General features: G+C 59.5%; 18 protein-coding genes. 7 read left to right on the top strand and 11 right to left on the bottom strand.

Features of this window, described 5'->3' with window-relative positions; all coding sequences use genetic code 11:
• Positions 1-720: 720 nt before the first annotated feature.
• Both VK574_RS16735 and VK574_RS16730 read right to left on the bottom strand, forming a co-directional pair.
• Entirely contained in the window at positions 721-1,179 is a 459-nt protein-coding gene (locus VK574_RS16735) for a VOC family protein (RefSeq protein WP_472801005.1), read from the bottom strand.
• A 62-nt stretch (positions 1,180-1,241) separates the two neighbouring features.
• On the bottom strand, positions 1,242-1,472 hold the full coding sequence (locus VK574_RS16730; protein ID WP_472801004.1) for a hypothetical protein: 231 nt from the start codon (positions 1,470-1,472) through the stop codon (positions 1,242-1,244).
• Positions 1,473-1,839: 367 nt separating this feature from the next.
• Between VK574_RS16730 and VK574_RS16725 the strand changes: the two genes are divergently transcribed.
• The 4 genes from VK574_RS16725 (at position 1,840) to VK574_RS16710 (ending at position 4,832) form a co-directional block, all read left to right on the top strand.
• Positions 1,840-2,868 (top strand): hypothetical protein, encoded by a 1,029-nt coding sequence (locus VK574_RS16725; protein ID WP_472801003.1) that lies wholly within the window; start codon positions 1,840-1,842, stop codon positions 2,866-2,868.
• 260 nt (positions 2,869-3,128) lie between these two features.
• Positions 3,129-3,680, top strand: a complete 552-nt coding sequence (locus VK574_RS16720; protein WP_472801002.1) for an RNA polymerase sigma factor — start codon at positions 3,129-3,131, stop codon at positions 3,678-3,680.
• 43 nt (positions 3,681-3,723) lie between these two features.
• The gene (locus VK574_RS16715; RefSeq protein WP_472801001.1) at positions 3,724-4,167 is read left to right on the top strand and encodes a hypothetical protein; all 444 of its coding nucleotides are present in this window, start codon (positions 3,724-3,726) and stop codon (positions 4,165-4,167) included.
• Positions 4,168-4,208: 41 nt separating this feature from the next.
• Positions 4,209-4,832: a Spy/CpxP family protein refolding chaperone gene (locus tag VK574_RS16710; RefSeq protein ID WP_472801000.1), complete on the top strand. Its 624-nt coding sequence runs from the start codon at positions 4,209-4,211 to the stop codon at positions 4,830-4,832.
• Between the two features lie 300 nt (positions 4,833-5,132).
• Here the strand turns inward: VK574_RS16710 and VK574_RS16705 are convergent, their stop codons facing one another.
• The 6 genes from VK574_RS16705 to VK574_RS16680 form a co-directional block, all read right to left on the bottom strand.
• On the bottom strand, positions 5,133-7,757 hold the full coding sequence (locus VK574_RS16705; protein WP_472800999.1) for an ADOP family duplicated permease: 2,625 nt from the start codon (positions 7,755-7,757) through the stop codon (positions 5,133-5,135).
• 13 nt (positions 7,758-7,770) lie between these two features.
• Positions 7,771-8,100 carry a PadR family transcriptional regulator gene (locus tag VK574_RS16700; protein WP_472800998.1) on the bottom strand — a complete coding sequence of 110 codons (330 nt, stop codon included), beginning with the start codon at positions 8,098-8,100 and terminating at the stop codon, positions 7,771-7,773.
• A gap of 317 nt (positions 8,101-8,417) precedes the next feature.
• Positions 8,418-9,797, bottom strand: a complete 1,380-nt coding sequence (locus VK574_RS16695) for an NAD(P)(+) transhydrogenase (Re/Si-specific) subunit beta (protein ID WP_472800997.1) — start codon at positions 9,795-9,797, stop codon at positions 8,418-8,420.
• Positions 9,794-10,117 (bottom strand): NAD(P) transhydrogenase subunit alpha part 2, encoded by a 324-nt coding sequence (locus tag VK574_RS16690; RefSeq protein ID WP_472800996.1) that lies wholly within the window; start codon positions 10,115-10,117, stop codon positions 9,794-9,796. Before VK574_RS16690 ends, VK574_RS16695 begins: the two co-directional genes overlap by 4 nt.
• A gap of 161 nt (positions 10,118-10,278) precedes the next feature.
• Entirely contained in the window at positions 10,279-11,427 is a 1,149-nt protein-coding gene (locus VK574_RS16685; RefSeq protein WP_472800995.1) for a Re/Si-specific NAD(P)(+) transhydrogenase subunit alpha, read from the bottom strand.
• Positions 11,428-11,663: 236 nt separating this feature from the next.
• A complete protein-coding gene (locus VK574_RS16680) occupies positions 11,664-14,123 on the bottom strand; it encodes an ABC transporter permease (RefSeq protein ID WP_472800994.1) in 2,460 nt (819 codons plus the stop codon).
• A gap of 328 nt (positions 14,124-14,451) precedes the next feature.
• On the opposite strand from VK574_RS16680, the gene VK574_RS16675 reads away from it, so the two are divergent.
• Both VK574_RS16675 and VK574_RS16670 read left to right on the top strand, forming a co-directional pair.
• Positions 14,452-14,787, top strand: coding sequence for a hypothetical protein (locus VK574_RS16675; protein WP_472800993.1), 336 nt, complete (start codon positions 14,452-14,454; stop codon positions 14,785-14,787).
• Between the two features lie 190 nt (positions 14,788-14,977).
• The gene (locus tag VK574_RS16670) at positions 14,978-15,427 is read left to right on the top strand and encodes a DsrE family protein (protein ID WP_472800992.1); all 450 of its coding nucleotides are present in this window, start codon (positions 14,978-14,980) and stop codon (positions 15,425-15,427) included.
• Positions 15,428-15,475: 48 nt separating this feature from the next.
• On the opposite strand, the gene VK574_RS16665 is transcribed toward VK574_RS16670, so the two are convergent.
• The 3 genes from VK574_RS16665 to VK574_RS16655 all read right to left on the bottom strand — a co-directional run bounded on the left by VK574_RS16665 (position 15,476) and on the right by VK574_RS16655 (position 21,860).
• Positions 15,476-18,181 carry a glycoside hydrolase family 3 C-terminal domain-containing protein gene (locus VK574_RS16665; RefSeq protein WP_472800991.1) on the bottom strand — a complete coding sequence of 902 codons (2,706 nt, stop codon included), beginning with the start codon at positions 18,179-18,181 and terminating at the stop codon, positions 15,476-15,478.
• A 204-nt stretch (positions 18,182-18,385) separates the two neighbouring features.
• Complete coding sequence (locus VK574_RS16660; RefSeq protein ID WP_472800990.1) at positions 18,386-20,170, bottom strand: tetratricopeptide repeat protein; 1,785 nt, start codon at positions 20,168-20,170, stop codon at positions 18,386-18,388.
• A gap of 451 nt (positions 20,171-20,621) precedes the next feature.
• On the bottom strand, positions 20,622-21,860 hold the full coding sequence (locus VK574_RS16655; protein WP_472800989.1) for a DUF481 domain-containing protein: 1,239 nt from the start codon (positions 21,858-21,860) through the stop codon (positions 20,622-20,624).
• Between the two features lie 175 nt (positions 21,861-22,035).
• On the opposite strand from VK574_RS16655, the gene VK574_RS16650 reads away from it, so the two are divergent.
• Positions 22,036-22,629 (top strand): helix-turn-helix domain-containing protein, encoded by a 594-nt coding sequence (locus VK574_RS16650; RefSeq protein WP_472800988.1) that lies wholly within the window; start codon positions 22,036-22,038, stop codon positions 22,627-22,629.
• Positions 22,630-22,727: the final 98 nt, after the last annotated feature.

Raw genomic sequence — 22,727 nt, 5'->3', positions numbered from 1 at the left:
AAAGTTCCTTTCCCTCTCAACTTGCAAATCCCGCACAATACGCGGGATTCGCACTTTCCCACCGCCTCGACGGCTACTAACTTATGAAACCGGACATTTCATTTGCTACAAAAAGCGGACATTTCTACTTGCTAACGACACCTCGCCCACAGACGGCGCAGGCGACGTAGGTGTATTGGAATCAGCGTTTGGTACGTTTCGTGCGGCTTTTTATGGCATATTTTGGCGTGTTTTGGTCGCTTTAGGGCGCTTAAGAGAGATTCGATCCGGAACTCCGCATCACCTCAAGGAGTGGCGCGGTGAAGTGCCTGAAATTTTTCCGGATAGATTCATCTTAGCGGGATGCGCGAAATAACCTGCAAACGGGAGAAGTTTTTGGCGTGTTTTCAGCGGGTTGGCGGGAGATTTGAGATTGAGGGCTTGACGAGATTGGGTGAACCCCTCGGTGAGCAGTTCGGGGGAGTGATGGGTATCCCATGACCCAAAATCGGGACATGGGGCCCCGGCCGATAGTAGGTGAGCCTATCTCCCCGGTCCCCAAGAGCGAGGGACCGGGGGCACCCTCGGCGTGGTTGAAAACGATCTTCGGGACTGGGGCCACTCGCCAAAGAACAACTGCAGGTTCCTACACTCCGCTTTGCTCCGGTCGGAATGACAGTGCCTGCTGGAATCTGTGCTCTGCGCCAGAGCAACAAACGATAAAAGCGAAATCTTGCAGCGCTATCCGTTTTCTCGGGCGGCGGCTTCCAGAGCGGGCAAATCCATCTTGATCATTCCCATCATGGCTTGCATGGCTTTGGGGTGACTGATCAACTCACCGATATTGCGTGGCACAATTTGCCAGCACAGGCCGAACCGATCGGTCAGCCAGCCACAGGCCATGGGCTTGCCGCCTTCGATCAACTTGTCCCAGTAGCTGTCGATCTCTTCCTGCGAGTCGCAGCGGACGAAGAACGAGAAGGCAGGGTTGAATTGATGCGCGGGGCCGCCGTTGAGAAAGACCATCTCCTGCCCTTCAAGCTCGATCGTGATCGTGGCAATGGTGCCCACGGGCCAGGGACCGACACCTTTGGAACGCAGTTCCTCAAGCTTGCGTGCGTGGGGGAAGACACTGAGGTAAAACAGGGCGGCTTCTTCGGCGTCGTCTTTGAACCAGAGGAATGGCGCAAGTTTGTTCATGGCTGGCATCGTACCAGCCGGGAGGGCACCGCTGACAAGCCGACTTTCGAGAGCAATCGGCGTCAGTAAGACACGGTCCGAACGCCGGGGGACCGCTCGAATTCGTTCCTGCATTTGTTCGTAGAGAGGAACACGTCTTTGTAACCGATGACTGTGGGGTTGACTGAAATCAGCAGCACATTGTCCCGATTGAAGCCGAGGTAGAAGTGATTCAGATTGGTCAGGCTGGGCGCGAGCAGTCCCGCGCCTATGAACGACCAGAAACTTGCCGATGCGAAAGCGCTCGCCGACACCGCTCCTCCAGCTCCAGGTCGGAGCGCAGCTCACGTTCCAGGTCTGCGCTGCGTTTGCGGATCTGCCACCATCTCATCTCAGCTCTCCTCCGCGGCGGGCCACATCACCCGCGCTACGGCTTCTGCCATTTGCTTCCACTGGGATTCTTCGACGACGAGCTTCGGGCGGTGACGATCTTTGTTCTGGAATTGATGCCGTTGAGTTGCGGAGAAGGTCTATGATGGGGCCAACGATTTCCCACCCCGGTTCCGGCCAGCGATTTTAAGCTCAGGTGCCCGCCATTATGCAGGTTTCTGGGTCCAAGTGGGCCACTGAGGGATCCACATTCCCTGGCGTCGATTTCGATATCCATAAAAAGGAGACTTCATGAGATCTGCACGGGCGACCGCACTGTTCTTCATCGCTGTTTTGCAGATTTCACTTTTCATCCCGGCTGCGCCAGCGCAATCTGCCCCTGCCAAAAACGGACGCCCGCGTCCCGCTCCAGCACCACCCGCCGAACTGAACTCCGGGGATGTGCCCATGGAAATCTGGTTTTTCGACCGACTGGCGGAGGACGATGAGATTGCCTATGTGAACGAGCTCATGCAGGCCGTTTATGCTGCCGCCAAAGGCGACCAGGTGGCGCGTGCGCACCAGTTCTTCATGAACAAGCAACCCGGCGAATCGATTTCGGGAATGGGACAGTTTGAGCTGAAAATAGCGCAAACACGCATCAAGGATATGGAGCTTGCTGCAAAGAATCCGAAAGCGCCGCGAGCCCGGGTGGACGACGTGATGGACTCGGTGCTGGAACAGAATGGCCTGGTCTTCACGCCGAGACCGGTGGTCCGGAACTTCCAACGCAAGTCTGCAAATCTGCGAGCCCCCTTGACCTTGGCCGGCGCTCAAAAGGAGCTGGCGGATGTTCGCGCGTACGTTGATCGGAATGTCGGAACACCGACGGATGCGGAGCTGGAGAATCCTCCGGACGCCACATGGACGGATCGTCTCGACTTTGAAGAACCGCGCATCATGCGGGCACTTTATACCGGGGATTTCACCTTCGTGCAGCACTACCGAAGCCAGGTGTTGACTTACATAGGTGCCATGGATCAGTACCTTCGGTCCCGCTGTCCGAAATTCGATGGACGCATTACCGACCAAGCCGCGACCGAGAACGGCCTCCGATACCAACTGCATTTGCCGACGGACATGCCGGCGGGCAACCCCCTGGGGCAAAGGCCTTCAGGAAACCCTCTGGATTTGGGGAGACAGATCCGCCAGGCAGCGGAGGATAACGACGATGGCAACAAGGATGGTGAAATCCTGTACACTCACGCTCCCTTTAAGTGCGACAGCGGTATCGTCGTGAAGATTCACAAGAACATGGAAGCGTTTGTTGGTCTCAGGTGACAGTGTGGCCGACTCGCGATCTCCATCCGGGTGATTTCTTCCAGAAGCCGGGTCGGGATTGGGGCAGTCGGCATCTGCCTGTTGGTCGCTCTGGACTGGAATGCGGCGGGGGAAGGCGGTTCAGCGGCTTTCCGGTGTGGCGACTCGTCAGAAAGAGAGAGAAGCTGGCACCAAAATCCACAAATGGCAGGGCGGCTGTAAACCTGGGTCTCACATGGGCGTCTACCCAAGTGATGGCAGCCTGCACAGCATTGGAACCGATGATCAAGGTTACGGCGCAAGAGATTGCCGCGCAGGAGTTTGACAGTGTCGTCAGCAGCCACCGACCGCAGATTTTTCGATTTCTGCTGGCATCGACGCGGGATGTGGATCTGGCCGAGACGCTGACGCAGGACTGCTTTCTGAAGGCGCACCGCAACTGGTCGAATTTTCGCGGCGAATCGAGCGCGCTCACCTGGTTGATGCGCATTGCGATCAACCTGCAGAAGGACCACTGGCGTAACCGGCGCATGCAGTTCTGGCGGCATACGCGGACCAATGCCGTGGATCTGGACGAGGCGAGTGACTGGTTGCCCAGCGGCGAGCGGACCGTGGAGCAGCGCATGCTGGCGCGCGAGCGGGTGGCACAGGTGTGGCTCTCGGTGGAGAATTTGAGCGAGCGGCAGCGAACCGTATTTCTGCTCCGTTTTGTAGATGAGATGGAGTTGAAAGAGATTGCGGCAATGACCGGCATGGGTGAAGGAACGGTAAAGGCGCATCTCTCCCGTGCGCTGGCGAAAGTGCGCAGGGAATTTGGGAAAGACAAGGACTAGGGACTAGGGACTTGGGACTAGGGAATTGGGATGGGGAATTGTTATGAATCGTGACGATGAACACGTGAAGCCGGCCGGAGAGATGGAAAGACTGGAAACGCTGGAGCCGGAGCTGCGCGAGGCGCTGGGCAATTTCAAGGCAAGTGTGGATGCGTGGAGCGATGCGATGATGAGCCGTCCGCGCGAAGCAAAGGCTCCTGCGAAGACCAACTGGAGCGCTATAACCAAGTGGGCACTGGGGTGCGTCGTGTTTGCCGGCACGGTTTCAGGCGGGCTGTACCAGAATCACCAGCAGCAGGAAGCCGCAAAGGTTGAATCGGCGCGGATTGCCGAGCAGCAGCAGCGCGCAATGGACGCCGCCAAGCTTGCAAAAACGGACGAAGAAGATCTGATGGCAAAAGTGGATAGCGACATAGCGCGAGAGGTTCCGAGCGCGCTGGAGCCGATGGCATCGTTGATGACTGAGGACGATACCCAAGGCAATTGAAAGAATTGATGTTTCGAGGAAATTCAGCGAAGGAGAAAGACATGAAAGTTCACTTGGCAGTACGGTTGGGAATTGCGATTGCGGCTACCTTTGTTGCCGGCGCAGCGTTTGCACAGGGGCCGGGCGGGCCGGGATCGCGCGGTCCGGGATTCGGGGAGCATCGGCCTCCGATGGAAAGGGCGATGCGGGGCGATCGGGGACAGTGGTGGAACAATCCCAAGGTCGCGGAAAAGCTGAAACTCACCGACGATCAGCGCAAGGCGATGGACGTGATCTTCCAGCAGCATCGCGAAAAGCTCGTGGATCTCCGCGGGAACGTGGAGAAGGCAGAGATTGAGATGGAGCCGCTGGTGAAGGCGGATCAGCCGAATGAGTCGGCGGTGCTGGCGCAGATCGATAAGGTCGCACAAGCGCGAGCCGAGCTGGAAAAGGCGAATGCGCGGTTCCTGTTCGAGCTTCGCGCCAAGCTGACGCCGGAGCAGTGGAAGCAGGTACAGGAATTCCGCCAGAACCGCCAGGGCATGCGCCGCGATTGGGGAAATGACGGTCGTCGGCCCGGAGGCGGGAGCGATAAAGGTGCGCCCCCACCCCCTCCCGGACCCCAGGGCATGCTGGACGACGGAGGCCCCGCAGAAAATTCTTTGGCGCCGAGTGTAAACCAGTAGCTGAGATTTTCCGTCTTCAGAAGTGTAAGCAGAGAGCAAATGCGGTTTTAGTCAATACCGGTGGCGGCAGAGGGCAATCCTTCTGCCGCCGAATTTTTTGTAAAGCACGGATGAGGAGTCCAGAGGATCGAGCACATCTTCCGGGCCGAAGGCGTGCGGGGGATGTTAACGACACTTCCGTTGGGCGGTCACCGGGCACAAACTGGAGTTTCCCAGTTCCTCCGAGCGGACTTCAACATTTTCAGCGAGGTGAGAAGCTGGTCACATGAGTACAGCGCAATGCCGATAGAGCGGGGTGAACTATTTGTAGCGCAGTGCGACCATCGGATCTACGCGCATGGCGCGGCGTGTCGGCACGTAGGAAGCAGCCAGCGCAACGATGGCTAGCACGATCGATACGACTGCAAAGGTTTCCGGATCCGTCGGCTTGACTTCAAAGAGGAGGCTCGTCATCAACCGCGTGAGGGCAATTGCACCGGCAATCCCGATCCCGATGCCAAAGCATGCGAGCTTCGCTACGTCACCCAACACAAGCCTCAACACGTCGCGGCGCTGAGCTCCAAGAGCGATGTGGATGCCGATCTCGTGCATGCGCTGGCCGACGCGATAAGCCATCATCCCGTAAATTCCCACGGCTGCGAGAATCAGCGCCAGCGCGGCGAACAGCCCGAGAAGCAACATGTTGAAACGTTGCTGCGCAACCGACACAGCCATGAGCTCGTCCATGGTGTGCACATCGCTCACCGGAATCCGGCTGTCCAAGCTCCAAACCTGCTTCTTCACTTCTTCGACCAGCCCGGAGGATAGATCTGGCGTTCGAATGGCGAGCGTCATAAAGCTTCTCCAGATCTCGTTAGACTGCGGAAAAGGGGTATACACAGCGGGATCCACGGGGCGATCCAATCCCAAATGTTTCACGTCTCCGACCACGCCGATGACGGTCATCCATTGAGGAGGTGCGGTTTCGCGCGCCCAGTGAATGCGCGCTCCGATGGGGTTCTCGTGCGGAAAAAATTCCCTGACCACTTCCTCGTTTACGACGGCCACCAGAGGTTGGCCTTCGCGGTCCAGCGGGGTGAAGTCGCGGCCCGCGCGCAGAGGAATCTGCATCACGCGGAAGTAGTCGCCCATCACCGAGAGGGTTTGCACATCAGGCTCACCGCCGACAGCCACTGGAGGGTGCCCATCGATGACAAAGCCATGGCCCACATAGTTATCGCCGAGCGGAATATCGGTCACCATCGCTGCCTGGAGGCCCGACAGGGAGTTCAAGCGAGCGAGCAACTCGCGGCGGAACTGCGTCTGTCTGGGGATCTCGCGATACCGTATCGCGGGCAGTTGGATATACATCGTCATCACGTTCGCGGGATTAAACCCGGGATTCGTCGAGTGCAACCGCGAAAACCCCTTGATCAGCAAACCGGCCCCCACCAGCAGCACCAGAGCGAGCGCCAGTTCAGAGGTCACCAGAATGTTTCGTATGCGATGCCCCATCGCGCTCGCAGTCGTGCTTCGTCCGCTCTCATTCAGGGCCTCGGCTACGTCTCCGCGAGCCGCGACCCACGCCGGCGCAATTCCGAACACCACACCGGTCAGCACCGAGACCACCAGGACGAACAGCAAAACGCGCATATCCGTGTGAATCCCGCTCAGCCGCGCCAGCTTTTCCGGCCTCAGCGCCAGCAGCATACGCGTGCCCCATTGCGCCAGCAGCAACCCGGCAGCGCCGCCGAGGACCGACAACAGTGCGCTCTCTGTCAGCGCTTTCCGGATGAGGCGAACGCGTCCCGCGCCCAGCGCCGCCCGGATCACGGATTCCTGGCGCCGCGCGACCTCCCGCGCCATCAGCAAGCTCGCGAAATTCGCGCACGCAATCAGGAGCACCAGACCTACGGCCCCGAAGAGCACCAGCAGCGCCGACCGCACATCTCCTACCAGCCATTCATGCAGCGGAACCACGTGCGTCTTTCGTTCTTTTTCTTCGGCGGGATACTGCTCCGCGAGCCGGCGGTCGATTGCGGCCATCTCCGCCTGTGCCTGCGCGAGCGTGACACCCATCTGTAATCGCCAGTAGGTATGCATGAAGTGCAAATCGCGTTCAGCAGCCGCTCCCGGGTCGGCTGCCCAGATCGAAACGAAAACTTCGGCATGCTCCACGGGCGGAGCAAAACTCGCGGGCATGACACCGATCACGGTATAGGTGTTTCCACCCAGCGGAATCGTCTTGCCGAGCGCGTGTGGATCGCTGCCAAGGAAGTTTTGCCAGAAAGAATAGCTGGCCACGGCGAGGCGCGGAGCGCCTTTCATATCTTCAACAGGCGAAATGATCCGGCCCAGCATCGGCTGCACGCCCAGCGTTTCGAGAAACCCCGCGTCGACGAGTCCGGTGCGGACTTGCACGGGCTCGGATCCGCCGGTGTAGTCCATCTTCTGGACGTTGATTCCGCCGCCTTCTGAAAACGCGTGCGCCCATCTCTGGATATCCGCCACGTCCGGGGGCGAATCGTGTTCCCTCATGACGACGAGTTGCTGCGGATTCCTATAGGGAAGCGGACTTAGCAGCACTCCATTAATGACACTGAAGATCGCGGTGTTTGCGCCGATGCCCAGGGCGAGAGTAAGGACGGCGACGGAGGAGAAGCCGGGATTCTTGCGCAGCATGCGCAGGCCGTAGCGCACGTCCTGCACGAGGATCTCGAACCATTGCCAGCCCCACGCCATGTGACTCTTCTCCCTGAGCGCAGTTACGTTGCCAAACCGACGCCGGGCGGCGGCCCGCGCAGAGTCCGTGGTCATGCCCGACTCGAGATGTTCCTGCTGTCGCAAGTCCAAATGCAGTTGCATCTCTTCTTCGAGGTCCGCGTCGAATTTGCGCCGATGCGCGAGCATCCGGAGTCGCCTTGCGACTTCGCGCAGCCAGTTCATGACAGAACTCCTTTCAGACCGCTTCAATCACGCGCGTGATCGCGCCAATGACGCGTTCGAACTGGGACATTTCGACGGCCAATTGTTTGCGGCCAGCTGCAGTCAGCTGGTAGTAACGAGCACGGCGGTTGCCAGCAGTCGTGCCCCACTTCGCAGTCACCCATCCCTTGATGAGCATCCGCTGCAAAGCGGGGTACAACGAGCCTTCTTCGACTTGGAGAATGTCATCCGATATCCGCTGAATAGAATTGGCGATCTCATATCCATGCAGCTCGCCGGAGCGCGCCAAAGTTTTCAAGATCAGCAGATAAAGTGTTCCTGGAGGAATCTCGTCTCGGTGCAAATGATCACCCCATGACACGTGACATAGTTAGACTATGCAAGTGTCACATGGTTAATCGTTGCTGTCAATGGATCAAGCGCTCCGGCTCCCAACCCTTCAAAAGGCGCTGGGAAGCGAAAGTGAGATTCTGGATTATCGTGTACGATCCGGAAACTTCTTCGTCAATATTTCCGTAATCCGTTTTTTTAGCCTCAGACGATGTCGAGGCGCTATCCAGTTGAGGGACCGGGGGCACCCTCGGCGTGGTTGAAAACGATCTTCGGGACTGGGGCCACCTGCCTTTTCCGGCAATATTTCCGTAGTCCGTTTTTTCAGCCTCAGACGTGCTGAACGGCCTGGGCGAGGTGGGCGAGGGTGGATTTGGCGTCGCCGTAGAGCATGGAGGTGCAGGACTTGAAGAAGAGGGGATTCTCGAGTCCTGAGAATCCGCGGCCCTGGCCTCGTTTGAGCACGATCACACTTTTAGCGCGATCGACCTCGAGGATGGGCATGCCGGCGATGAGCGACTTAGGGTTGTCGCGCGCATCAGGATTGACTACGTCGTTGGCGCCGATCACGACGGCTACGTCGGTGGTTGGAAATTCGGGATTGATCTGTTCCATTTCATACAGAGAGGAATAGGGCACGTTGGCTTCGGCCAGCAGGACATTCATGTGGCCGGGCATGCGGCCTGCGACCGGATGGATAGCGTACTTCACAGAGACGCCGCGGGCTTCGAGGAGCTCGGCTAGTTCGCGCACGGCGTGCTGGGCCTGCGCGGTGGCGAGTCCGTAGCCGGGGACAAAGATCACGCGGCTGGCGAAGGCCAGTTGCATGGCGGCATCATCGAGGCTGATTTCGCGCATCACTCCGCCGGCGTCGGTTGTGGCTTCAGCGATGACGGCGCCGAATCCGCCGAAGAGGACGTTGGTGATGGAGCGGTTCATGGCCTTGCACATCAGGACCGAAAGAATGAACCCGGAAAATCCATCGAGTGTTCCGGCAATGATGAGCACGTTGTTGCCGAGTACGAACCCGGTGGCGGCGGCGGCGAGGCCTGCGTAGGAATTCAGGAGCGACATGACTACCGGCATGTCGGCCGAACCGATGGGAATGACGAGCATGACGCCGAAGACGAATGCCAGGCCAAGCATGATGTAGAAGATGGCAGACTTTTCAGGATGGGCGATGAAGATGAAAAAACACGTCGTCATCACGAGGAAGATGAGGGCGTTGACAACGTTCTGGCCTTTGAATTGGATCGGCTTGCCATGGATGACGCCTTGCAGCTTGCCGGCAGCGATGAGCGAGCCGGTCGTCGTCAATGCGCCGAGCATTACTTCAAATCCAAGGGCGGTGCGGGTGACTGGGTGCATATCGCCGGCGTGGACGAGAAATTCACCAACGCCGACAAGGGCCGCGGCCAGCGCTCCGAAGGCGTGAGAGAGCGCGGTTCGCTGCGGCATGGCGGTCATCGGAACCCAGATGGCCATCCACGCGCCGATGATGGAACCGATGGAGAGACCGGCGATGATCCAGACCCAGGTGACGATGTGCGCGCCGATGAGCGTGCCAAGGATCGCGGCGAGCATGCCGCCTTCCGCAAGGAACATACCGCGGCGCGCGGTCTCGGGGTGCGACATGCCTTTGAGCGCGAGGACGAACAGGATGGAAGCGATGAGATACGTGGCTTCCATGAAGTAGGTGGACAGGGTCATTTGGCCACCACCTTTTCCGCCGGCTTCACTTCTTTGCGCTTGTTGAACATCTTGAGCATGCGGTCCGTGATGCCGAATCCGCCGACCACGTTGATGGTGGCGGTAGTGACCGCGACAAAGCCGAGGATGTGCGCAAACAGTGGATAGTGCGCGGCGCCGGCCAGCACGATTGATCCGATCAGCGAGATGCCGGAGATGGCGTTGGTGGCCGACATCAGCGGCGTATGCAGCAGCGGAGGAACGCGGCTAATGACCTGGTAGCCGAGGAAGGCTGCCAGGGCGAAGACGTAAATCGAAGCGATGAGAACAGCGGGAGTCATGGTCGTTCCGAGAGACAGCGGGGTTAGGGGTGTTAGCGGTGCTGCGCACCCGTTAGCGGGGTTTGTAACCCTGGTCTCAACAGCGAGATCAGGGGCACCCAGCAGGTTGGCGGAGTTTGACCCTGGTCTCAACAGCGAGACCAGGGCACCCAGAATTTCAATTAACCGACATTACTTGTTGCTTCAAGAAGCTTGGCTACGCGCGGATTTACCGGGCTACCTTTGTGGGCGACGCAGGCGCCGGCCAGGACTTCGTCGCCCAGGTCGATGCCGAGTTCGCCCTTTTTCACGATCAGCGAAAGAAAGTTGATGACGTTGCGCGCGTAGAGGGCGCTGGCGTCGGCGGGGCACTCCGCTGCAATGTTCAGGGGAGCCATCAGGGTGACTCCGCCGACGGTCTGCGTCAGGCCCGGAATCGTCAGTTCGCAGTTGCCTCCTGCGGGAGCGGCCAGGTCAACAAGCACCGAGCCCGGTCGCATGGCCTGGACTGCCTCGCGGCGAATGAGTCGCGGCGCGGGACGGCCGGGCACCTGTGCGGTGGTGACGATGACGTCGGAATGCGCAGCGGTGCGTACGATCAGGTCGCGGCCCCGGTCGAGAGCTTCTTCGCTGAGTTCGGCGGCATAGCCTCCGCCGCCCTCGGTGTTGATGCCGCCGAGATCGACGTCGAGAAATTTGGCGCCGAGTGAGCGGACTTGTTCGCCGGCGGCGGCGCGCACGTCGTACGCTTCAACGACGGCGCCCAGACGGCGGGCGGTGGCGATAGCCTGCAGGCCTGCTACGCCGGCGCCGATCACGAATACCTTGGCGGGCGGGATGGTTCCGGCAGCGGTCATCAGCATGGGGAAGAGCCGCGGCAGAATTCCTGCGGCATTGATGACTGCTTTGTAGCCGGCAACGGTGGCCATTGAGGAGAGCGCGTCCATCGACTGGGCGCGGCTGATGCGCGGCACCAGCTCCATGCTGAACAGGGTCACGTGCAGCGCGATGGCCGTTGCCAACGCGGAGGGCGCCTCCAGCGGGCGCAAAAATCCGAGGACGACAGCGCCGGATTTGAGCAGGGCCTGGGCAGACGCACCGGGTGCGTTGACGACCGGAATCAGATCGGCCTCGCCGAGGATGGAGGGGCGGTCGCCGGTGAGGTTGGCGCCCACGGCTTCATAGGCGGCATCGCTCGCTCCAGCCGCTTTGCCAGCGCCGGATTCAACGACGACCGTGATGCCCTGCGCCAGCAGCGATTTCAGGCTCTCGGGAAGAAGAGCGACACGGGTCTCGCCGGGAACGGTTTCCTTGAGAATGCCTAAAAGCAAGCAATTTGCCTCCGCAGCAATGGATGGGGTTGGACGCCTACAACGGTACGCGGAAAGGCCTGCCGCGTCATCCTGAAAATTATCGGACCACGGAGGGAATGAATCGTGTGATTTTGGTCACTCGGGGCGATCGATGTCTGAGGCTTTCGATCGGCTTGCTGCCCTGGTCTCGGATCACCCAGGGCGAGAGAGGCATCACGAAGTGCTGCGGGTGCAAAGAGAAGATCGGCCTTCTCTCACTCCGTCCGCAATGCCTGCATTGGCTCAACCGATGCTGCGCGCCTCGCCGGCACCAGAGCCGCGGATGCTCCCACTATCGTCATCGCCGCAATGGATAAGGCGAAACTCACCGGATCGAACGGCGACATCTGGTACAGCATCGACGTGAGTTGTTTCGCCGCAAAATACGTCAAGGGAATCCCTGCGGCGATTCCCGCCAAAAGCACCCAGAGGCTCTCGCGCAGCACCATGGCCACCACCTGCATGCGGCTTGCACCCAGCGCCATGCGCACGCCGATCTCGTTCGTGCGCCGGCTCACGCGGAATGAGTGCATTCCATAAAGCCCGGTCGCCACCAGCAGAGCCGCAAGCAGCCCGAAGAATGCACCCATCGCGGCAAACATCCGCTGTTGCTCATAGGATTTCTCGAACTGGTCCTGCTGCGTCATGGGCTGCTCAAGCGGCACATCAGGATAAAGTCCGGCGACGAGCTTCCGCATCTCAGGCAGCAACGCCGCGGCGTCGCCCTGCGCGCGTAGTTCAATACTCATGGTGCCCAGCGAGTCATCCTGCATGGCTGCGGTGAAGGCCATCGGACGTGGGGTTTCGTCCACCGACCGGTATTTGCTGTCGGCTACGACGCCCACGATGGTCGCGGGATTCTCCTTCCAGATCTGATGTCCGATCGGATTTGTATGCGCAAAGTAGCGCGTCGCCATGGTCTCGTTTACTACCACAACACGCTGCGTTCCCTTCACATCCCGCTGGTCGATGTCGCGGCCGGCAAGAATTGGGGCTCCCAATGTCCTGGAGAAATCCGGACCGACGGCGTTCCAGCGGAGGCTCGCGCCGTTCTGGAGCACGCCGTCGATGATCAGCACGTCGTTGTTGCTCCACCCCGTCCCAGGCCGGTTCGACGCCATGGACACGGACTCGACTCCAGGTGTCTGGCGAATATGTTCGAGCAGGTTGCGATAGAAGAAATGGGTGTCGGTCCGCCCCTGCGGCGACACACCAAATGCGAGCACGCTTTGGGCCTGTATGCCGAGGTTCTCTGTGGCGTAGTTGTGCAAGGTTCGCAGCAGCAGGCTTGCGGCCATCAGCAGAACCAGGGACACGGCGACCTGTGCAGAGAGCACGATTCGTCCGCCCAGCACTCGCCCACGCGTAGCCGTAGAGTTCGATGTATTCGCGCGCAACACTCCGGCAACCGGCGCACTCACCGCGCTCCACAGAGGCGCAAGCCCGAACGCCAGCGCAGCCGCGCAGGAGACGGCCAGCGTGAACAGGAGTACCGTGCGGTCGGGGCTGAGCCCGGTCTCGATTTCCGACCAGGCCGCCAGCGCCCTCGTGGCCAGGAGAGCAAACAGCCAGCCAAGCAATGCCCCCGCAGTGACCAGCAACACGCTCTCGGCCAGTAGCTGGCGCAAGATCGTCACCTTCGTCGCGCCAATCGCCATTCTCAAGCTGAACTGGCGCTGGCGGCCCGCATTCCGCGCCTGCACCATCATTGCAACGTTGGTGCACGCGATCAGCAGCACCATCGCTACCAGCGCCATGAGGATGCGCACCGGCTCGCGATAAGTATCGTTGTAACCGGCGATGCCATGCGCCGGCACGAAATCGAGCAGCGGCTTCCACGCCTTGGGATCGATCTTGCCCAGCGACTGCGAGGCGACTTCGCCGAAGGTGCCGGCCAGCGCCTGACCAGCCTGTTGAGGCGTGACGCCGCTTTTGAGCCGCGCCATCATCCGCAGGCACCACCACCGCGGCGCCCCGTAAAGGGTTTGGTCTTTGTCCGTGGTGCCCCAGGCGTTCAACTCCAGCCGGTTTTGCAGCGGGATCCAGAAATCGGTGGAGGCGGCCGGCTCAATACCCTTGAATCCATGCGCGGTGATGCCCACGATGGTCAGAGGGACGCCTCGCACGTAAAGCGTGTGTCCGAGCACCCCGGGATCGCGAGCAAAACGCCGTGTCCAATAGTCGTAGCTGATGACCGCGATCGGCGCGTGGGCCTTCTCGTCGTCAAGGGAGAAGCCCCGTCCGCGCTCGATGCGGGCGCCCAGTCCGGAAAAGAAGTTGCCGCTCACCTCATCGCCTTCTGCATCCTCGGGCAGCTCGCCATAACGCACAGGCACGTTTCCGGTGAAGCTCAACGGCGCATAACCGATCAGTTCCTCGAAGACGTCGCTGCGCAGGCGGAAGGCCTCGAATGTTGGTTCTGAAAACGAGGTATCGCCATCGCCCGTATTCCAGCCTCCGGGCGGCTGGTTTTCGCCGCCGCCGATATGAACATAGGAGAGCCCGTCGGGTCGGCTGACCGGCAGCAGCTGCATCAGGACAGCGTTCATCACGCTGAAGACGGCCGTGTTGGCTCCGATGCCCAGCGCCAGCATCAGCACTACGATCAGAGAGAATCCCGGCGAATTGCGGATCTGGCGAAGTGCGTAGCGAAGATCGCGAACTAGGTTCCTCATCTGGCCTCCGGAGCGCAGTGCGTGGAAGCATAGCACTCGCACTTCCACCGCCAAACCGAACGAGCTCCAAGTGCTTAGTTTCAATGAATTGAGACGCGTCGCCGGAGTTTCCATTGTCCGCAATCGCAAAGTACTGTCCACGAGCGGACGACCCGCGTCAGTCCTTCGCTGCCTCGATTCGGTGGAAGGCCGGGTCACTCAGAAACTTGCGAAGGGGCGAACCCGTGTGATGCGATCACCCAGGAAGTCAAGCAATGCGAGTCACTTGCGAATATGGACATCCTCGATCAAGCTTCCTGCCTCGAAACTACTCAGTGAGGTGACTCAAATGAGGCCTGACCGACCTTTAATCCTCTCCGTTCTATTGATGGCAGCTGGTCTCGGACTGACATTTTTCTATTGCACCGGGAATGTTGGTTTGAATGCAGCCTACCCGCTGTCGGGGGCGGCTCTGAAAATCAATTTCGCGACCTACGGTCCCGCCGCCCTCGGTGGACCCGCGCTTACCGCACTTGGACTGATGCTGCTGCTCTGGTCCTGGCTTTGCGCAATCCTCCGGGTGATGGGCCTCTTTGGCACGCCGGAGGATCGCGAGGAGGAAGGACCGACGCGTCTGTTCGGCCCGACGTCCCACGACGACGAGCCTTCGCGTCAGCTGCAGTAAGTAACGCAGACCAATGAAATTTTCGTGGTTCACGACCACGCGCAGGGCTCCTACGCTCTGGACACAATTTCTGCGGCCGCGCCGTTCCCGTGATTGTGAGTGATGCCGCTCTCGGAGCGAACGCTCAGGGAATTCAAATTCAGGAGTTATTGAGAGTGCTATACTTCGGCTCCGCAATATGGGGGTCAATATGGCACGTCGGTCGTTCCTCCGCCAGATGTTCGCGCTTCCTCTCGTTGGTATTGCTTCGAGTTGGGGACAAAGCCGTGGTCACAAGCAGCTAAACGTCATGATGAAGAGCGCCTGGGGATCGGACGATCCCACCAAGGCTGCCTTTCCCTTTCTCCATGGTCTGGCACTCTCAGAAGCTGGGCATACGGTCCAGCTCTTCCTGCTTGGCGAAGCGGTCTCGCTGATGCGTTCGTCGGTTGCAGCCGCGGTGGTGCCGGTGGGATGGCCGCCACTCGAGGGCACTCTTAGAAAGGTGGCTGACCGGAAGGTCCAGATTTACGCGTGCGGAGCTTGCTGTCGCGCGCGGAGTGTTGTGCAGACGGATCTGGATCAATGGGGAGCGAAGTTCGGCAGTCCCGCGATCTTTGTCTCGCTGGTAGAGTGGGCGGACCGCGTCATTACTGAGTGAGGAAGGGTGCGAGCAGACTTTCAAAGTCCGCCCGCATTTGTGTTGTAGTTATTTCGGCAGCGGAGCCGTTCCGGTCACTGTGAAACCGGCTTCGGACTTTGCCTGGGTTTCTTCGGGCTGTGCGCCGCCGAGGGTGAGGGTGTATTTGCCGGTGAGGATCGAGCGATTGCCCTGGTCGTCGACGCTCGACAGTGAGCGCGGATCGATCTTCAGCGTGACTTCCTTGCTGGCGCCGGGACCGATGGTGACGCGGTCAAATCCCACGAGCGAATGGATCGGGCCGCCTTCCTGCGGTGTCTTCAGGTAGGCTTCGACGACTTCGTCGCCGGTCATGGTTCCCTGGTTGGTGACGGTGACGGTGGCGGTGATTGCGTCTCCCGCTTTTAGATTCGAAGACGAAAGCTTTACCGGCCCGTAGGTGAATTTTGAATAGCTGAGGCCGTAGCCGAATCCCCAGAGCGGTTTGCCGGTGAAGTAACGGTAGGTGCGTCCCTTCAGCGAGTAGTCAGTAAACGCGCGCAGGCCGTCGAGCGAGGCGTAGAAAGTGACGGGCAGGCGTCCGGCGGGATTGTTGAGACCGGCGAGAGTACGTGCAATGGCGGAGCCGCCATCGACGCCGGGATACCAGGCTTCGAGGACTGCGGCGGCGTGTTCATTGGCCCAATTGAGGGCTACGGCGCTGCCGCTTTGCAGCACAACGATGAGGGGCTTTCCGGTGGCCGCGAGAGCCTCGAGCAGTTTTTGTTGAGGCGCGGGCAGGTCGAGGCTGGTACGGTCGCCGCCGCTGAAGCCGGGAATCTTGATGGGCATCTCTTCGCCTTCAAGCTGTGGCGAGAGGCCAACGAAAGCTACAACGACACTTGCTTCTTTGGCACGGGCGACGGCTTCATCGAGCTGGGCCTGAGTTGGGGCTTGCCACTTCAGCGTGATGCCGCCGCCGGACCTGTCGGCGGAGTGCGCGTATTCAAGCTTGAATTCGTGATCTTTGGTATCGGTGAAGTCAACCGCGATGGTGGGGGTCTGTGCGAAGGTCTCGATCGGCGGCGCGGTGGGCGAATTTCCTGGCGCGGTTTTGAAGTTGCCCATTGCCGCCATGTCGTGGCCGGTGCGGATATTGCCTTCGCCAAGCACTTTTCCATCGAGCGTGAATCGGTAGCTTTCAGCGGGCGAATAGGGAAAACCGTCTCCCACTTCGAGGGTGAAGACGTAGTGACCGGGTGCGGGCGCGGCGATAGTGCCACTCCAGCGGACGGAGTAGTTGTGCGTATCGACTTCAGGTGCGGGCCGGGCATTTTCCCAGTCGGCCTGGATGAGGGGTTCAGTTTCGGAGGCGACGGGGCGGCCGGTCCAATCCGGCGTGGCGAAGAATTCGGTTTTCAAGCCCTTGTTCAGACCGAATGCCGTACGCGGAACGGGCACGGCGAAGCCTTCGGCGAGCGTGGAGCCCTGCGCGTAGAGGATGCGTGTGCTCTTGAATTGATTCAGCATTCCGTCGAGCGGCGTCACGGGATGGAGCGGCGTGCCGACGTAGTTGCCGAGGATAGACGGCAAGGAATCTGCGGTCGGGCCGATCACGGCGATCTTTTCTGGCGTCTTCAAGGGCAGCGTGCCGTCGTTCTTCAGCAGGACGATGCTTTCTTCGGCGGCTTTACGCGACGTCTGGCGATTGGCATCAGATGCAACGGAGGAAAACGGAATGCGATCGAGCGAGGAGCCTGGAGGATCGAACATGCCGAGCTGGAAGCGCGCGGTGTAGAGACGCTCAGCGGCTTGTGTGACCAGGTCTTCGGTGACGAGTCCATGGCGCACGGCATTGGCCAGCGTGTTGAAGCCGGGTGTCCACATACTGCAGGAAAGGTCAGTGCCTGCCTGGAGAGATAGCGCTGCCGCGTGTTCGATGTCGGTTGTCTTCTTGTGGCCCTCATAGACGTCGACGATGGCGCCGCAGTCGGAGACAACAAAGCCCTTGAAGCCCCATGCATCGCGGAGATGCTCTTTGAGCAGCATTCTGCTGGTGCAGGCGGGCCAGTCGTCGATGGAGTTGTACGCGCACATGACGGACTGCACGTGTCCCTCGGTGACGGTGGCGCGAAAGGCGGGAAGGTAGGTCTCTTCGAGATCGCGCGGGCTGGGATCGACGTTGAAGCCGTGACGCAACGACTCGGGGCCGCTATGTACGGCGAAATGTTTGCTGGTGGCTACGGCGCGCAGATGCTCGAGATCGCTGCCTTGCACGCCACCGATGAAAGCGATGCCCATGCGGCCCGTCAGGTAGGGATCTTCGCCATAGGTCTCCTGCCCTCGGCCCCAGCGCGGATCGCGAAAGATGTTGATGTTCGGCGACCAGAAGGTCAATCCGTAAAAGATGCGGTGATTGCCTTCGCGCTGGGCCTGGTTGTACTTGGCGCGGGCTTCAGAGGAAATGACGTTGCCCATGCTGTGGACCATTCTCGGATCCCATGTGGCCGCCATGCCGATCGCCTGCGGAAACACGGTTGCGTACCCGGCGCGCGCGACCCCGTGCAGCGCTTCATTCCATGTCTGGTAATCGGGAATGCCGAGCCGGGGGATGGCGGTGGCCCAGTCTTCGAGCTGCGATGCCTTTTCATCCAGCGTCATACGGCTCACCAGGTCGTGCGCACGCTCCTGTGGCGACAGATTGGTGTTGAGGTAGGCAGGTTCCTGTGCGGCAGAGCTGGTGGCAATTAGAGCTGAAGTCAAAAGCGAAATGAAAAGCCAGCGACGAAGTGGCATGGGTCGTTCCTCCATTTGGCAGTACCTGATCTCCAATTCTGAACAAGCAGATCGGTTATCTCCGGACGAAGCCGGCCGGAGAAGAACTGGCGCTCTGTGCGCACCGGAGTGCCGTCAGGTCCCGGGAGAAATGTACTAGGTTGGGGGCACGGTTGGCTAAGTTTATCGGTTTACTTCGAGAGATTCAACGAGGTCAGCCTGGGACTAAAGGTCGCCCGCGCCCTTCTTTTTGGCCGTCTCTTCCATCCGTTCGAGAATCCCGCGCATTCTGGCGAATTGAGGATGGCCCTGCAACGGTGCGAAACGTGGATCGGCAAGCGCCTGAAAGAACCACGGACATCGGGAATCGGCGGCAGTCTGAAGTTCCGCGAGTGCGCCGTCAGTGTCTCCCAAAGCAACGCAGATGGCAGCGGTCAAAGAACTCAAGACAAAACGCTCGCGGCTTAGCCACTGCAGGCGTTCCAGAACGGAGCGCGCTTCATCGAGGCGTCCGCCTTGAGCAAGTGCATAGCCGTAGACGCCAGCGGCGGGATCGAAGTAGGGTGATCGGCGGACAAGGCTTTCTGAAACGGCGATGGCGCGATCCGTCTTGCCGTTGAAGGCAAGAATCATTGAGCCGTAGATATTGCTGCTTTCGTGGTCAGGAAAAATGTCGAGCGCGTGCTCCGCCTGCGCAACGCTCTTTGCCGGTTCGCCGGCCAGATGCCAGGCCCAAGCCAGGCGTGCGTTCAGCCAGGGCGAATACGGATCGGATTGAAGCGCGTCGTTGAGCAATGCGATGGCTTCAGAAAAGCGATGGCGACTGAGGGCGAACATGGTGCGGAGGCGTGTAATCGAGGTCTCATGAGGAAGATGGGCACTGGCCGAGAAAGCGCGCCCTGCGCCTGCCAAGTCGTGGTCGACGTGAAAACGCACCCAACCGATCGGCGGAAGGATCGCGTCTGCACCTTCAACGTAGGGTGGAATGGCCTCGGCGGCGTGGCGAACTTGTTCGGCCGCTTGCGCCGGTGCGGTGAAACCGCAGAGAGTCTGGATCACACATGCGTTTGCGAGATCAATATGCGCCGCGTAGAGAGTGGGATCGTGTTCGATGGCGCGCGACAGATGCTGGATACCGTCCTGCATGCGGTGCCGTTGCAGAGTCTGCCATTCGTGGTGCCCACGCAGGAACAGTTCATAGGCTTCGCGGCGACCAGGGTTCTGCGCTCCGCCGAAAGCAAGGGACTGCGGTTTGGATTGATAGGGATCGTAGTTGCCCAGGCGAACAAAGAGACGATGAGCCAGCTCCGATTCCAATCCCGCAGCTCTTTCCAGGGGAATAAGCATGTCCTCAACCCAGATTTGCGTGCCGTCCGCGACGCGAATCATCTCGGCACGAAGGCGAAAATGCGAAGGTTGCGAGCGGAGTGTCCCGGTGAGCACGAGGTCCGCGCGGAGTGCTTCACCGACCTGGTGAGCATGCATTCCGCGTGCGGCAAGAGCGAACGCCGAGTCCCTGGCAAGCACTCGAACCGGCGACAGGGGATCGCCTGTCAGAAGCGCGATGGTTTCTTCTGCGATTGAAGATCCGAGGTAAGGCGGAACGTTCAACTCCGCCGAAAACGGCATGATGACGAGGCGCGGTCTCTCTTCAGCAACATTCTCCACGATCTTGTGCGTTTCCGCGAAAAGCCGGTAACCGCGCTTATAGACAGTCTGAATGCAGTCGTCGGGCGCGAGCAGTTCGCGCAGGGAGGACATGCATTTGGACACGCTGTCGTCAGTGACGTGCACATCTGCCCAGAGTGCTTTTTTCAGTTGTTGATGAGTCACGATCTGACCGGCTTGAGCGAGCAGCAGCTTCAGAGCCGCCAGTTCCTTGGGAGGAAGATGAATGATTTCGTCCCCGCGTGAAAGGGTTCCGCCGGGATCGAGATGAAGATTTCCAAATGTGAATGCGCGACCCGGTGATTCAGGTGAACTTGCTGCCGAACTAGACTCAACCATCATCTTCCTCAACGTTCCGAACAGTCTGCTTTTGGAGCCCATGGAACTCCAAGGGCAGATGGCCTCCTTTGGCGGAATCGGACTTTGTCTCGAAACCAAGGGGAAGAGCGATGACCGAAAATACCTCCGATCTGGATGAGTTGAAGCAAATTAGAGTTTCGAATCGCGCACCAATTATGTATCTAAACTGCAACATCGACGTGTGATGAGCAAAGCATTATCCGCAGAGATTTAGTAACTTTTTGCGAGGTTACCGGTGTTGTTTCACTATGGGAAAAACATGGCAGTGTTTATTGCGGAGGACGAACAGGCTTCTCGTGTGGAGGGTGCTGTTCAGCAGCGCATGTCTCACTGCGGGGTCAGGCGCTTGCGATCAATCAAAGAAGCAGAGTCCCGCCGAGAAGGCGGGACTCGAGAAACGCCGGATGAATGGGCAGAGTTGAACTGACCAGTTCTAATACTTCGATTTGATCGCGTAGGTGATGCCCATGGTGAACTGGAAGGAATTGTGCTTGGTGGGCGGCTCCGACGAAGGTGTGTCGTTGAGATAGCTATCCAGTGTTCCCAAAGAGAAACTCAGATTCTTGTAGGCGGGAAATGCAAGCGTGTTGGTTTCATCTGCCGAGTAGGCGTGAGGATGGTTGAACGCGGGGATGAAAGCCAGCGACTGAGTATAGGTCACGAGCTTGCGATGAAGAACGTAGGACAGGGAGAGCGTCGATCCGATCAGATTCTCGTTCGTCGTCGAGCCGGTAATGAACAGTTGTTTCTCATACTGAATCGTCGCTTTGAGGTCTGCTTCCTGTTTTGGAGTCTTGAGCGCGGTCCATCCAATACCGCCGCCGTAGATCTGCTGCAGATCGAGATCCTGGGCGAAGTTGTGATCGAAGGCTGCCTGACCAAGAGCGAAGAAGCGCGGCGAGAGATATTCATCGCGTTCTGCATCGGCGTGGTAAAGGGCGGACTTGGTGACCACAGCAGGGACGAAGACGGGCGGCGTGGTTCCCGTTGCGGGAATTGTGAAGGACGGTTGCGTGATTTTTCCGTAGGAGCCGGTGAAGTCGAAGGAGGTGCGATCCCGAGGGGTGAGCCAACTCGCGGTGGGCACAACGCGCACCATGCCTACGCCGCCGGAGAAGGTGTACTGATTCTGGGTCGCCGTGACGATGGCGGCACCGGCAGTGGCGGCACCATTCCACCCGGTAAAGAACCCAGGAGAGTGAAAGAGTTGTTTATCGAGAGTGGCCTTATCCATGATGAATGCCGCATCGGTGACGGGAACGGGCGCGGGCGCGGCGGCGCTGTCGGTATGCAGAGTGAGCGACTGATTGGTCACTTCGATGGTGCCGGTGGGGATTGACCTCGAGCTCTTCTTGCCGCGAATCTTCACGTTTTTATCAATCACGGCGAAGCTGCCGGCGGTATGCAGGTCTTTGATTTTGGCCCATTCGAGGGTGACGTCTCCGAGGGGATCGGAGTGGAATGTGACCTTCCCGCCGATTTCGCTCACGAATTTGCCGTGCAAGGTATCTCCGTTGCTGAGTACGAGAACGTCTGGCGCCGCGTCCTGCGCTGCGAGATGCGCGGTAAGTATGAAAAAAAACATTGCGATGGCCGAAGCGATTGGAACAGCGGCGCGGTGTGAACGGGAGACGGTGCCGCGAGAAAGAGGAAGAGGAGGAAGCAGGGTCATGGGGGATGATCCTTTTCTTGGATTTTGGAAGCCTTTGAATTGCCTCGTGTCGAACCGTGGAGCTACCGTACTCATGCTAAAGCGTTGCTCGCCAATGCGCCACCTCTCAGGTTTCAGAAATCCTTCAGGTGATGGAAGACGGATTCGCGGAAGACTCCATGGTGAGGTAATTGTCATGGCGAATGGACCGTCTTACGCGCGCTGGTCACTTGAGCCCTACAGCATCGGGATGAAGCTTCGCACGCTGCGCACGCAAAAGCACCTGACGCTATCGCGGTTGGCTGCAGAAACCGGCTTGTCGACGGCACTGCTGTCAAAACTGGAAACCGACCGGATGATTCCCACTTTGCCCACGCTGGCGAATATCTGCCGGGTCTATGGCGTCGGCCTCAGTCATTTCTTTAGCGACGCCACAAAACACACACTGGCCATCACCCGAAAAGCTCACTTGATTGGAAATGGAAGAGGCCAGGAGGCAGCGAAGCAGATTCCGCTTCACGCCCTGTCGGTCGACGCGCGGCTTATTGCCCGCATCCTGGAGTATCCCTCCGGTGCCGCGGGAATTTTGTCTGAAGTCGGGCGATCCGAGTGCAGCGTCGTCTACGTGCTCGAGGGGGAGCTTCATCTGGACTCGGGTGGAATGCACGAGGTTCTCGAAACCGGAGATTGCGCCTACATTGACAGCGACATGGCCATAGCATGGAGCGCGGGAGATTCAGGCCGCTGCCGCGCGCTGGTTGTCACTCCTGGAGCCTCGCGCCCGCGCTGACTCTCATGACACCGGGTTGTTGGGTATTTTCAGGTCTGGATCAAGGGGTTTGCCGCTCCCGGTTCCGGTCTGTAGGATGTTCTGGGCATTCAAGGACC

This window comes from Occallatibacter sp. (assembly GCF_035317045.1).
Lineage (GTDB): Bacteria > Acidobacteriota > Terriglobia > Terriglobales > Acidobacteriaceae > Telmatobacter.
Note: the sequence above shows the minus strand (reverse complement) of the source record. Positions and strands in the feature narration are given on the sequence as shown.

What these genes read in the sequence shown, in the direction of transcription:
- VK574_RS16735 (WP_472801005.1), bottom strand. Translation starts at nt 1,179, where the DNA reads ATGAACAAACTTGCGCCATTCCTCTGGTTCAAAGACGACGCCGAAGAA.
- VK574_RS16725 (WP_472801003.1), top strand. Translation starts at nt 1,840, where the DNA reads ATGAGATCTGCACGGGCGACCGCACTGTTCTTCATCGCTGTTTTGCAG.
- VK574_RS16720 (WP_472801002.1), top strand. Translation starts at nt 3,129, where the DNA reads ATGATCAAGGTTACGGCGCAAGAGATTGCCGCGCAGGAGTTTGACAGT.
- VK574_RS16715 (WP_472801001.1), top strand. Translation starts at nt 3,724, where the DNA reads ATGAATCGTGACGATGAACACGTGAAGCCGGCCGGAGAGATGGAAAGA.
- VK574_RS16710 (WP_472801000.1), top strand. Translation starts at nt 4,209, where the DNA reads ATGAAAGTTCACTTGGCAGTACGGTTGGGAATTGCGATTGCGGCTACC.
- VK574_RS16705 (WP_472800999.1), bottom strand. Translation starts at nt 7,757, where the DNA reads ATGAACTGGCTGCGCGAAGTCGCAAGGCGACTCCGGATGCTCGCGCAT.
- VK574_RS16695 (WP_472800997.1), bottom strand. Translation starts at nt 9,797, where the DNA reads ATGACCCTGTCCACCTACTTCATGGAAGCCACGTATCTCATCGCTTCC.
- VK574_RS16690 (WP_472800996.1), bottom strand. Translation starts at nt 10,117, where the DNA reads ATGACTCCCGCTGTTCTCATCGCTTCGATTTACGTCTTCGCCCTGGCA.
- VK574_RS16680 (WP_472800994.1), bottom strand. Translation starts at nt 14,123, where the DNA reads ATGAGGAACCTAGTTCGCGATCTTCGCTACGCACTTCGCCAGATCCGC.
- VK574_RS16675 (WP_472800993.1), top strand. Translation starts at nt 14,452, where the DNA reads ATGAGGCCTGACCGACCTTTAATCCTCTCCGTTCTATTGATGGCAGCT.
- VK574_RS16670 (WP_472800992.1), top strand. Translation starts at nt 14,978, where the DNA reads ATGGCACGTCGGTCGTTCCTCCGCCAGATGTTCGCGCTTCCTCTCGTT.
- VK574_RS16665 (WP_472800991.1), bottom strand. Translation starts at nt 18,181, where the DNA reads ATGCCACTTCGTCGCTGGCTTTTCATTTCGCTTTTGACTTCAGCTCTA.
- VK574_RS16660 (WP_472800990.1), bottom strand. Translation starts at nt 20,170, where the DNA reads ATGATGGTTGAGTCTAGTTCGGCAGCAAGTTCACCTGAATCACCGGGT.
- VK574_RS16655 (WP_472800989.1), bottom strand. Translation starts at nt 21,860, where the DNA reads ATGACCCTGCTTCCTCCTCTTCCTCTTTCTCGCGGCACCGTCTCCCGT.
- VK574_RS16650 (WP_472800988.1), top strand. Translation starts at nt 22,036, where the DNA reads ATGGCGAATGGACCGTCTTACGCGCGCTGGTCACTTGAGCCCTACAGC.